The organism is Streptococcus mitis, assembly GCF_000722705.1.
Taxonomy (GTDB): domain Bacteria; phylum Bacillota; class Bacilli; order Lactobacillales; family Streptococcaceae; genus Streptococcus; species Streptococcus mitis_P.
This window is the reverse complement of sequence record NZ_JPFW01000010.1, coordinates 1-12,505: the sequence shown is the minus strand read 5'-3', so window position 1 is coordinate 12,505 and position 12,505 is coordinate 1. Positions and strand designations below refer to the sequence as shown.

General features: G+C 42.2%; 5 protein-coding genes and 1 pseudogene. All 6 read left to right on the top strand.

The window, feature by feature from the left end; all coding sequences use genetic code 11:
* Positions 1-88 precede the first annotated feature (88 nt).
* The gene (locus tag SK642_RS09215; RefSeq protein WP_004235732.1) at positions 89-973 is read left to right on the top strand and encodes an SPFH domain-containing protein; all 885 of its coding nucleotides are present in this window, start codon (positions 89-91) and stop codon (positions 971-973) included.
* 355 nt (positions 974-1,328) lie between these two features.
* On the top strand, positions 1,329-5,591 hold the full coding sequence (locus tag SK642_RS09750; protein WP_051734087.1) for a ZmpA/ZmpB/ZmpC family metallo-endopeptidase: 4,263 nt from the start codon (positions 1,329-1,331) through the stop codon (positions 5,589-5,591).
* 237 nt (positions 5,592-5,828) lie between these two features.
* The gene (locus SK642_RS09205; protein WP_051734086.1) at positions 5,829-9,617 is read left to right on the top strand and encodes a sugar-binding domain-containing protein; all 3,789 of its coding nucleotides are present in this window, start codon (positions 5,829-5,831) and stop codon (positions 9,615-9,617) included.
* A gap of 1 nt (position 9,618) precedes the next feature.
* A complete protein-coding gene (locus tag SK642_RS09200; protein WP_033684508.1) occupies positions 9,619-11,307 on the top strand; it encodes an alpha-L-fucosidase in 1,689 nt (562 codons plus the stop codon).
* Between the two features lie 100 nt (positions 11,308-11,407).
* On the top strand, positions 11,408-12,346 hold the full coding sequence (locus SK642_RS09195; RefSeq protein WP_033684506.1) for an Rpn family recombination-promoting nuclease/putative transposase: 939 nt from the start codon (positions 11,408-11,410) through the stop codon (positions 12,344-12,346).
* Positions 12,347-12,505: pseudogene (locus SK642_RS11030) on the top strand (flagellar assembly protein H domain protein); the annotation flags it as partial.

The window sequence follows — 12,505 nt, the reverse complement described above, 5'->3', positions numbered from 1 at the left end:
ATCGCAGTAAAAACTGCACAGCCTTCTTTAAATGTGCTATAATACAGGAAAAATAATGATGGAGGTCACGATAATGGCAACATTTTTGATGATTTTTGTGGTGGTTTGTGTGCTCCTATTGGTGATAGTCACACTGAGTACAGTTTATGTGGTTCGTCAGCAGTCGGTGGCGATTATTGAACGCTTTGGGAAATACCAAAAGGTTGCCAATAGCGGTATTCATATTCGCTTGCCTTTTGGGATTGACTCGATTGCGGCACGAATCCAGTTACGCTTGTTGCAAAGCGACATTGTGGTTGAGACCAAGACCAAGGACAATGTGTTCGTTATGATGAATGTAGCGACTCAGTACCGTGTTAATGAGCAGAGCGTGACAGATGCCTACTATAAACTCATGCGTCCAGAATCTCAGATTAAATCTTATATCGAAGATGCTCTTCGCTCTTCTGTTCCCAAATTAACCTTGGATGAATTGTTTGAGAAAAAAGATGAGATTGCCCTTGAGGTTCAACACCAAGTTGCGGAAGAAATGACAACTTACGGCTACATTATCGTGAAAACCTTGATTACCAAGGTCGAACCAGATGCAGAAGTTAAGCAATCCATGAATGAAATCAATGCGGCGCAACGTAAGCGGGTCGCAGCGCAAGAATTGGCAGAAGCTGACAAGATTAAAATCGTCACTGCAGCTGAAGCCGAAGCAGAAAAAGACCGCCTTCATGGTGTGGGGATTGCCCAACAACGTAAGGCGATTGTGGATGGGTTGGCAGAGTCTATCACCGAACTCAAGGAAGCCAATGTTGGCATGACAGAAGAGCAAATCATGTCCATCCTCTTGACCAACCAGTATTTGGATACCTTGAATACCTTTGCTTCTAAAGGAAATCAAACTATCTTTTTACCAAATACGCCAAATGGTGTGGATGATATCCGTACACAAATCTTGTCAGCCCTTCGTGCTGAGAAGAAATAATAGACTAATACTCTTCGAAAATCTCTTCAAACCACGTCAGCGTCGTCTTGCCGTAGATATATGTAACTGACTTCGTCAGTCTTATCTACTACCTCAAAACGGTGCTTTGAGCAACCTGTGGCTAGTTTCTTAGTTTGTTCTTTGATTTTCATTGAGTACAAAGAGCTTGGCGACAGGCTCTTTTTACATTACTTTTGTTAAGAAAAACAAAGAACATTGATATACATTTAAATAAAAATTATTGTATGTTGTCCCCCTTAACTTGGAATGATAAGGGAATAACTAGAAAGATTTGTGAATACAAACTATTTCTGATATACTAAATATACAATAATAATGAATGATAGGATATGGGATGAAAGAATTTCAATTTGAGAGAAAGCAGCGTTTTTCTTTGAGGAAATATACAATAGGAGCTTGTTCGGTCTTGCTAGGAACGAGTTTATTTTTTGCTGGTATGGGAGCTGAACCTGTACAGGCTACAGAAACGAGTTCAACACTAATTTCAAGTCATTATTTGGATGAGCAGGATTTATCTGAAAAGCTGAAATCTGAGTTGCAATGGTTTGAAGAAAATAAGATTGAGGTAAAAGAGGGAAAAGAATACTACTTTGTCTATCGAAAATTGGCTACAAGATTACCAGAAACAGGTCTGTTTTCTAATGATGGGATGTTTATCTTGGGAGCAGGATTATTATTGCTTTCCTTTACTTTAATCAAGAGAAAAAAGGGAGCGTCTTACTTCCTTGTGACAGTCTTTGCTGTTGGTGGCTGGGGAGCATCCATCTCTGCTTTTGAAAATCTGGTAGAATTGCAACCAGCCCTTGTTAAGAGAGTAGAAGGTCAGTTTCTACCAAGTCCTGAAACAGTCCAAGGATATGAATTTACGGGATATTATTTGGTAAGAGATAGTGCTAGCAAGGAACTTTCTGTTGATAAGGTAGAATCGCCAGTATTATCTCAAAAGGAGGAAAGTTCAGAACCTCAATCTAAGAAGATTGTACCACAGACTACATCTCATTTTAGCTCGACTAAAGATCTTGTGCAATCTCCTCAACCATCTTACGCAGTTGAGCCTGTTTTAAATCCAACTCCTGAAAAAAGTATGCGTATTGAGTCTAAAAAAGTACCAGATGAAGGAATGAAAACTGTTATTGAAGACAAGCCAGAACTGGAAGTTAGGGTAGGGGAGATAGAATTTGAAACTCAATTGCAGTCTGACCCAACTCTGACTAAGGGAGAAAAAAGAATTTCTATAGAAGGTGCCAAGGGACAAGAACGAATCTTAACAGAAGTAAGGGTTATCGATGGTGTTGTAAGGCGAAATGAAGTAGGGAGAGAAGTGCTTCGTGAACCAGTTACTCAGGAGATTCTGGTCGGGACAAAAGAGAAGGAACCTCAAGAAAATGGCCTAAGTCTAGCCCCGGAAGTCCAACCAGCTCTTCCATCTTATGAAGGTGGTGTCTCTAGCGAGTCCTTGGTAGAGCTGTCTCTCCCATCTTATGGAGGCGGTGTTTCTGGCGAGTCCTTGGTCGAACCACCTCTTCCCTCTTATAAAGGTAGCGTTTCCGATGAGCCGGAGATACAGGAGGCTCTCCCAGAGTATAAAGAAGACACTCAACTTCCTCAGACCAAAGTAGAGACCAAAGCTGTTCCTTATGGAACAATTTATGAAAAGAATGAGGCACTAGACCACGGTATTACAAGAGTAAAAATTCCGGGTGTTGAGGGACAAGAACAAGTTACTACTACCTATACTAAAGATCAAGCAAGTGGAAATATTTCTGAGAATAAAACTGTCAACATAGTAGCTAACAAAGTTGATCAAGTTGTAGAAGTTGGAACTAAACCGAGTGTTGAAACTACTGTCCTATCTCATAAAACGATTTACCAAGTGAATCCTACTTTGGAGTTCAGACGACAGGAAGTAGCGGTTGTAGGGCGTGATGGTTCGGTGGAAACTAGGACGACTTATCAACTAGACAAGGCAACAGGTCAGGTGACGGTATCTGACACTACTAGACAAGTAAATCCAGCAGTCGATAAAGTGATTCAAGTTGGTAATGTGGAAAAAGTAATACAACCGATTGCTGTTACTGAGGAGCGAAGAGAGGATTCTTCACTTGCTAAAAACATAGAAAAGGTAGCATCTGAAGGAGAAGTTGGTGAGAATACACTTACCAGAACTTACGCTATCAATGAACAAACTGGTGAATTGATTAATCCTCAGGAAGTGAGTCAAATAACAAAATCAATGAAACCGAGAGTTATTTTAGTTGGTAGTCAGGAGGATAAACCACACTTACTTCCAGCTAATAGTGAGAGAGAAGATGCTGTGGATGTGTCTGCTCTTACCACAAGCGCGAGGTCAGTAGATTTCTTAAATGATAGTAAATTAAAAGCACAGTTGGAGCCTGTCTATGATCCTCGAGATATTACCATGCGTAAAATCTTGCTCAGAAAAACACATCCAAATATCACTGATCAAGAGGTCAAAGATATGTTGCGCACAGAGTATCTTCAAAAACTGTCAATTCAAGAAAGCTTTGATCAGACGAAGACGCAAGCTGAGTCAAGTTTCAAAAAGATTGCCTCTCATACTTTGGGGATTATAGGAGATACCCCTGAAAATCGCAACAAGGTCAAACAAGAGCTGGAGCAATACAAAGAGCAGATTTTGTTGGGACTGTCTTATATCAATCGTTTTTATAATATTCAATTTGGGGACACGAATATTCGTGATATTCTGGCCTTTAATCCAAGTTCATTTGGCAATAAGACAATGACAGCCTTGGATAGTTTGAAAAAATTAGGATCCATGTCTTATGAAGAGATGAAATTGACCAATAGTCCTCAAACATTTACAAAATACTTATCTACCATTACAGGTAAGGCTAGCTTGAAGGAATTTTTAGACAGCAATCGCCAACTCTTTACGTCAGATGATGCGGATACTTGGCTTAAAAAATCTAGCCAAGCTATGATTGTTGAAAAACCATCTAAGGAAAATCCTTCAGTGCATGTCGGGCTATATAGCAAGTTGACCGCTGGGGAAAAGGATCCTCGTAAACAAGAAGCTAATATGGCTGCTATTTTGGGCCTTTTGAATGTGAAAGAACCACATGTTTACGTGATTAGTAATATGGCGACGATTACTTACGGTAATATTGGTTCCTATATAGATACTTCTCTTGCCCAGTCTAATCCAACTAAGTATCAGGCTGAGCTTGCTAGAGTCAAGTCTTTAATTGAAAAAGCGGCTGTACAACAAGCCAACTATGTTGATACTCTTTATCGTATAACAAAACCAGAAAATCGTGATAAGTTGCTGACAAATCGCTTGATTATTGATACGATGAAGAAATATACAAGTAATCCGAATGCTCAGATTGATAGCACTTGGTCATCAGCTGCTGGTAGTGGAGCTGATAAGGGAGTCGACCAATTTATGACCCCTATGAATTACTATTCTCCAGTAAGTAAGGTGGGAGCTGAGGCTAATGGATTAGGTGTCCGTTACTTTATAGATAGGGTTCTGGATGATAGAGGTTCAGCGACTTATTCTCATGAAATGACGCACTTACTAGATAGAACGGTCTTGTTTAATAATCATGGTCGTCGAGATGGTACAGGAGCAGAGTTTTATGCGCGTGGTATTTTTGAAAACTCCTATAATCCAGAAAAGGATACTTATTTCAATCTTAACTTTGTATATGATGAGAGTGATAAGAATGGATTTTACAATAAAACAGCTGAACGATTTAAAACGGTAGAAGATTTGCAATCTTACATGAAGGGAAGTTTTGATGTCCTTTATACTCTAGATTACCTAGAAGCAGAGGCAAGTAGAGGCTTATCTGCAGAAGACAAGATGAGTTATTTCAAAAAAATAATGCCGATTACTTCAACAGGTCCTAGAACTTGGGTAGATTACCGTAATACAGCGGTTAAACCGACTCATAAGAGTGAGGAGATTCAAGAACTGACCTTAGAAGATGCCAAGAAATTGACAAATATTGATAGTTTGATTGACAATCATATCCTGGTCAATCGTTATATCATTGCTGGTTTTTCAGATAAAGGTAAAATTGCAGCAAATGGTTATTATACCGTTGATATGTTTGATACCATTTATGGTGTTAGTCAAAATGACTCTGGTATGAGTGGGGATATCACTTTTAGAAAACAAGCCTTTGAATTGATGGCTGCTTTGGGCTATTATGAAGGATTTGTTCCCTATGTGTCAAATCAGTTTAAAGAAGCAGCAGAGGCTGAAAACAAGCCTTTGTCTGATACTTACATTTTCAATAAAGTTTTAAGTGGTAAGAGCTATGCTGAGTTCAAAAAAGCACAAATCAAGGAAAGAGTGGATAGGCTCAATCAATTGAAACCTTTGACAATCCAATATGAAGGTCAGGAAGTAAGTCTGACAAGTCAGAAGTTAAGTGAATTGATGCAGAAAGCTGTCCAAGAGGAGTTGAAACAGATTAAGGCAGGCAAAACAACTGCTCGCACCTATACCTTTATCGAAACCCCCGTTCAAAAACTGAAAAAAGCGATTTATAAAGCTTATCTCAAAGATTCAGATGACTTTAGACAATCGATTTACAATAGCTAAGACAAAAGGAACATCTCTCTGGAATGAACATTCAGAGAGGTGTTTTTTTGGTTCTTGTAAGCTTTGATCTTATTTCTTGAAAATGATAGTTTATAGGAACATGGAGTGATTTTCAGACTTCTCCACAAATTATAGAATCTTTTCTGAGTATTTAGGGAGTGATGGATGAAAACTTGAAAGCGCTTTTGTTTTGTGCTATAGTCAAGTCAATAGACTTGTTTAACGAGGAATGCTTGTATGAGAAGAGAAGAAGTTTTACGAAATCACTGGTTTTTTAGCCAGGAGGTGGGGAAAGAAGAGGCCTTGGCATCGGATTTTCAGAGGGAAAATTGGCAGGTCATTCAAGTGCCCCATGACTGGAGTATTTACAATGATTTTGATCATTATTCGCCAGCGCAAAATGAGGGTGGTCAGTTAAATGGGGGTCAGGCCTGGTATCGGACGCAGTTTTACTTGGAAGAAGATGCCAGTCTTGTTTCGGTGCGTTTGCTCTTTGATGGGGTTTACATGAATGCCCAAGTCTATGTCAACGGACAAGTGCTGGGCTATTATCCCAATGGCTATATGCCCTTTTCTCATGATATCACACCTTATCTAAGAAACGATGGGACGGCCAACCAGCTTGCGGTTTTTGTGGAAAATCAGCAACCTAGCAGTCGTTGGTATTCGGGTAGCGGTATTTATCGAGAAGTAAAATTGTTGATTACAGATGCAGTTCATCTGGATTTGTATGGGATTAAGATAGCAAGTTCCAAGCTTAAGGGGCAAAGGCGATCTTGGGTGGAAACCCAGCTTGAAAGCAAGGTTTCAAATGATGGGCTTCAGTCCGTGTCGGTGTATTTGGAACAGAGTATCTGGTATGATGGACAACAACTGTCAGACTGGCAGGCGACAGACTCTGTAGTGATTGAAGCTGGGGACAAATATCATTTCAAACAAGCAATATCAATTTTTCAACCTTTGCTTTGGGATATTGATTCCCCTCACCTTTACCAATTGAAGACTCGTCTTTATAAAAATGGCGTCTTAGTTGATGAAGAAGAGGAGACTTTTGGTTACCGCTATATGGATTGGCAAGCGGATAATGGCTTCTTTCTAAATGGTCGCTGGTTGAAGATTCATGGGGTTTGTCTGCACCATGACTACGGAGCGCTGGGAGCTGCGGAAAACAGGTCAGCTGCTGAGAGACGCTTGCTCCAGATGAAGGAAATGGGGGTCAATGCTATTCGAATTACCCATAATCCAGCTAGTAGTATCTTGCTGGATCTGGCTGCCAAAATGGGCCTACTCATCCAAGAAGAAGCCTTTGATACCTGGTATGGAGGCAAGAAAGAATATGATTATGGTCGCTTTTTTGAGGAAGAAGCAACTCATCCAGAAGCGAGGGAAGGCGATTTTTGGTCAGACTACGATTTGCGCACTATGATTGAGCGTGGCAAGAGCAATCCAGCTATCTTTATGTGGTCCTTGGGAAATGAAGTCAGCGAAGCAAATGGAGATGCTCATTCATTGAAGACGATCAAACGCTTGCTGGAAAGGGTTAAGGAGGTTGATGATAGCCGTTTTGTAACCATGGGAATGGATCAGTTCCGTTTTGGAGATGGTTCTGGAGGTCATGAAAAGATTGCTGATTTGCTGGATGTGGTGGGCTTGAATTACTCGGAAGACAATATTGACGCGATTCGCAAAAGACATCCCAAGTGGCGACTTTATGGGTCTGAAACCTCATCGGCTACACGGACTCGTGACAGCTATTTTCGACCAGATAAGGAATGGGTTGGGGATAATCGTCGCGTGAGGAATTTTGAACAGTCGGACTATGGCAATGATCGGGTTCCTTGGGGGAAGACGGCGACGGCTTCTTGGATAGCAGATCGAAATCGGCTAGACTATGCAGGTCAGTTTATCTGGACAGGGGTGGACTATATCGGTGAGCCGACTCCTTGGCACAATCAAAATGATACGCCTGTCAAGAGTTCTTATTTTGGGCTTGTGGACACGGCAGGGATTCCTAAAAATGACTATTATTTCTATCAAAGTCAGTGGTTGGAACTAGATCAGCATCCTATGGTTCATATCCTGCCCCATTGGAATTGGGAAATCCACCAGAGTTATCAACAAGTTGTGGATAAGTATGGGGATATCCCTGTTCGAGTGTATTCAAATGCTGGTTCAGTAGAGCTATTTCTCAATGGAAAATCTCAGGGGAGAAAGACTTTTCAGGAAAAATGGACTTCAGATGGTAGAAAATACCAAGAGGGACAAGGTTCAGATCAACTCTATCTCGAATGGCGTTTGCCTTATCAACCAGGAGAATTGCGTGCTGTGGCCTATGACCGTCAAGGTCAGATTGTGGCAGAAGATAGGGTGGTGACTGCAGGTAAGCCAGTTCAAATCGGGCTACATGCCGAGAAAACACAACTGGAACCAGATGGACAAGACCTCCTTTATCTCTATTTTGATGTATTGGACAAGGATGGAAATTGGGTGTCGACTGCTTCCAATCAACTTCATTTTGAAATTCAAGGTCCTGCTCGCATTGTGGGTGTGGATAACGGCAGACAGGCCAGTCGTGAACGTTATCAGGCTCAGAAAAATGGTCGGTTTAAGAGGAGAGGCTTTCATGGCAGGGGTGTTGTTTTAGTTCAGAGCTTAGATCAGTCAGGTCAAGTGAGAGTAAAAGCCAGTGCTAGAGGACTAGAGCCAGCAAGTTTTGATTTTCTAGTGGGAGAAGCTTTGCCTTACCAGCCAGTGAAAAATAAGCGCTTGTTTGAGATTCGAGTGGACAAGCAGACAGGTTTACAAGAAGGAGATTCCCCAGCCATTGGGCTTTATCCACAAATTGTGGATAACCCTGTGAATAAGGTGGGGAATAGTGAAGTGATTTGGGAGACGAGTGGCAGTGCCCATGCTATTATCAAGCAGGGAGTGCTTCATTGCTTGTCTGCAGGTGACTTGCTTATCCGTGCTATTTATCAAGGGAAGACCTATCAAACTCACTTGCAGGTCGCAGAAAATACCTCACTAGGGAAGGCAGTTTCTGTAAGACTGCTTCGCTTGTATACAGATAAGGGGATTTATCCACAGTTTCCGTCCTCGGTCTTGGTGGACTATGAGTCAGGCGGTGCAAAACGAGTCAAGGTTGTGTGGGAGGAAATTCCTAAAGAAGCTTTGGAAAGCTTTCATGAATTTACGGTATCTGGTCAGCTAGAAGGGCTGGATCTAAAGGCTTTGGCTCAGGTTTGTGTCCAAGGGATTTACGCTATTGAGCCTGAAAGGGTCTGGACGCTTGTCAAGGAAGCTCCACACTTACCAGAGCGAGTCAAGCTAGTCTTATCAGATGGCAGACGAGATACTGCCAAGGTGACTTGGGATGAACTCGATCCTCAAATCTATGCTCAGGTAGGAGAATATGTTCTCACAGGGCAAGTAGCGAGTTGTGAGTTGCCAGCAACAGTCACTATTCATGTGACAGCTGCTAGTGTAGATGGGGAAGTTATTTCCAATCAGTGGACAGGGTCTAATCTGCCTCTGGTCTTTGCTTCCCACTCAGAGCCTAATCATCCAGCTTCATATCTCAATGACAAGGTTATTGCTAGGAAGAAATCGACAGCCAATACTTGGATTGCCAAGTCAGAGCAAGCCAGCGTGGGCATTCTGTTTGGAGATGCAGGGATTTTAAAACCGCGATTTGTAGATAACCTGACCTTGTATTATGTTGAAAATCAAGATTACGTGGTGGTAGAGCCGACCTTTATTGATTATTATGTAGGGAATGAGCCTGCCTTACCTCGAACTCCCAACCATTTGGACAAGGATTCTCTGCTCAAGCAAGAGGAGAATTGGCGCCCTGTATCAGCTATCCGAAAAGTGTCAAGCGACAAGGATGAAGAGCTTCGTTTTGAATTTGATAAGGTGGAGACCTATGCCCTTCGTCTTCGATTTGAAGGTTTGACTAGTCCCATAGCCTTAACCGAATTGCAAGTATATGCCAAAAAAGTAAAGAAAAGTGTAGATAGGAAGTAGTATGGTAAGAGAAATAAAACCGCATGGCCCCTTGCCTAGTCAGGCTCAACTAGCTTATTTAGAGGATGAACTAGCGGCCTTTATCCATTTTGGGCCTAATACCTTTTATGACCAGGAATGGGGGACAGGTCAGGAGGATCCTGAACGCTTTAATCCGACAGGGTTAGATGCGCGTGAGTGGGTTCGCGTGCTCAAGGAAACGGGCTTTAAAAAGTTGATTTTGGTGATCAAGCACCACGACGGCTTTGTCCTCTATCCGACAGCTCATACAGATTATTCGGTCAAGGCCAGTCCTTGGAGGAATGGAGAGGGGGACTTGCTCCTTGAAGTGTCCCAAGCCGCCACAGAGTTTGATATGGATATGGGGGTCTACCTATCGCCGTGGGATGCCCACAGTCCTCTCTATCATGTGGATCGAGAAGCGGACTATAATGCCTATTATTTGTCTCAGTTGAAGGAGATTTTATCAAATCCTGCCTATGGCAATGCAGGAAAATTTGCTGAGGTCTGGATGGATGGTGCCAGAGGAGAGGGTGCTCAAAAGGTCAATTATGAATTTGAGAAATGGTTTGAGACCATTCGTGACCTGCAGGGAGACTGCTTGATTTTTTCAACAGAAGGTACCAGTATCCGCTGGATTGGCAATGAACGAGGGTATGCAGGTGATCCCCTGTGGCAAAAGGTGAATCCAGATCAACTAGGAACAGCAGCAGAGCTGGACTATCTTCAGCATGGGGATTCTTCAGGCAGGATTTTCTCAATCGGTGAGGCAGATGTTTCCATTAGACCAGGTTGGTTTTACCATGAGGATCAGGATCCTAAGTCACTTGAGGAGTTGGTAGAGATTTATTTTCACTCGGTAGGGAGGGGAACACCTCTCTTGCTTAATATTCCGCCGAATCAAGATGGTCTATTTGACGATAAAGATATCAAGCGTCTCTACGAATTTGCGGCTTATCGTGACGAGCTCTATAGGGAAGATTTGGCTCTGGGAGCCAAGGTATCTGGTCCCGCTCTTTCCGCAGACTTTGGCTGTCATCATCTGACAGATGGCCTTGAGACCAGCTCTTGGGCAAGCGATGTAGGCTTGCCCATCCAGTTAGAACTCGACCTAGGATCTCCTAAAACTTTTGATGTAATTGAGTTAAGAGAAGATTTGAAGATAGGACAACGAATTGCTGCTTTTCAGGTGCAAGTAGAGATGGGTGGCGTCTGGCAAGAATTTGGTACGGAATTCACAGTTGGTCATAAGCGCCTCTTGCGAGGTTCACTAGTAAAGGCACAGAAGGTGCGCGTGATGATTACAGAGGCACAATCTATGCCTGTATTGACCAAGATTTCACTTTATAAAACTCCGAGGTTATTACAAAAAGTAGTTGTTCAGGGGCTAGTATTTGCAGAAAAAAGTCTAGCTGTGGCAAAGGGAGAGACTCTTCATTTTAGAATTGAACGTAGCGAAAGTAATACTCCTTTGGAGGCTAAGATTTCGATTCAACCTGGGACAGGTGTGCATGGTGTTGCCTATCAGGATGAGATACAAGTTCTTCAATTCCAAACTGGGGAAAGCAAAAAAGACTTGACCATACCAACCCTGTATTTTGCTGCTGATAAGACCTTGGATTTCTATCTGAATATGACTGTTGATGGACAACTGGTTGATCAAGCTCATATTTTAGTTGAAACGAGATAAAATATCTTCACAATTCATTTCCTTTTCGAATAAATAGATGGAACCATCGAATCTAGCAAAATTAGATTTAAAACTGTGGTATAATAAAAGGAGGAAAAGGATGATTCTAAGACATCCAGGCATCAGCCCGACTAATGACTTGGTTGCTAAGAAGATTTTTAGCAATCCAGAAATCACTTGTCAATTTATCCGCGATATGTTGGACTTACCAGCAAAAAATGTAACCATTTTGGAGGGGAGCAATATTCACGTCTTGCCTTCCATGCCGTACTCGGCGCAGGATTTCTACACTAGCATAGATGTCTTGGCGGAGTTGGACAATGGCACGCAGGTTATTATCGAAATCCAAGTTCATCATCAGAATTTTTTCATCAATCGCCTGTGGGCTTACTTGTGCAGTCAGGTCAATCAAAACCTAGAAAAAATTCGTCAACGTGAAGGTGATACTCATCAGAGTTACAAACACATCGCACCAGTATACGCAATCGCTATTGTGGATAGTAATTATTTCCAAGATGATTTGGCCTTTCATAGCTTTAGCATGCGCGAGGACACGACAGGTGAGGTTTTAACTATCACAAACAATGGACAAGAAAACCATCTGGTCAAGATGGCGTTCTTGGAACTAAAAAAATACAGAGAAACCAGCAAAGACGAGGTTCGTAAGCCGTGGTTGGAGTTTTTCGGTAACAAACCTTTTACTCAAGAACCCGAGCGAGCCATCAGCCAAGCAGACCAACTGCTAGACTACAAGAGCTGGTCCGAGGAGGATAGGAAAATGTTTAGTGAACAACGCAGACGTGAAGAACAAGCGTTATTGGCTCATGATTATGCCTTGGAACAAGCTGAAGAAAAAGGATTAGAACGTGGTCGTGCAGAGGGCATTGAACAGGGACTGGAGCGTGGGAAAGTTGAAGGAAGTTTGTCTATGCTACTAAATCTAGTCCGTCAAGGTCTTCTGACTTCCGAGGTTGCCAGCCAGCAGTTAGGTATGACTGTCTCTGAGTTTGAAGAACTATTGAAAGAACATCACAAATAAGAACTCAAAAAATACAGAGAAACCAGCAAAGACGAGGTTCGCAAGCCATGGTTGGAGTTTTTCGGGAATAAACCCTTTACCCAACAACCTGAGCGAGCCATCAGCCAGGCAGACCAACTGCTAGACTACAAGAGCTGGTCCGAGGAGGATAGGAAGATG

What these genes read in the sequence shown, in the direction of transcription:
- SK642_RS09215 (WP_004235732.1), top strand. Translation starts at nt 89, where the DNA reads ATGATTTTTGTGGTGGTTTGTGTGCTCCTATTGGTGATAGTCACACTG.
- SK642_RS09750 (WP_051734087.1), top strand. Translation starts at nt 1,329, where the DNA reads ATGAAAGAATTTCAATTTGAGAGAAAGCAGCGTTTTTCTTTGAGGAAA.
- SK642_RS09205 (WP_051734086.1), top strand. Translation starts at nt 5,829, where the DNA reads ATGAGAAGAGAAGAAGTTTTACGAAATCACTGGTTTTTTAGCCAGGAG.
- SK642_RS09200 (WP_033684508.1), top strand. Translation starts at nt 9,619, where the DNA reads ATGGTAAGAGAAATAAAACCGCATGGCCCCTTGCCTAGTCAGGCTCAA.
- SK642_RS09195 (WP_033684506.1), top strand. Translation starts at nt 11,408, where the DNA reads ATGATTCTAAGACATCCAGGCATCAGCCCGACTAATGACTTGGTTGCT.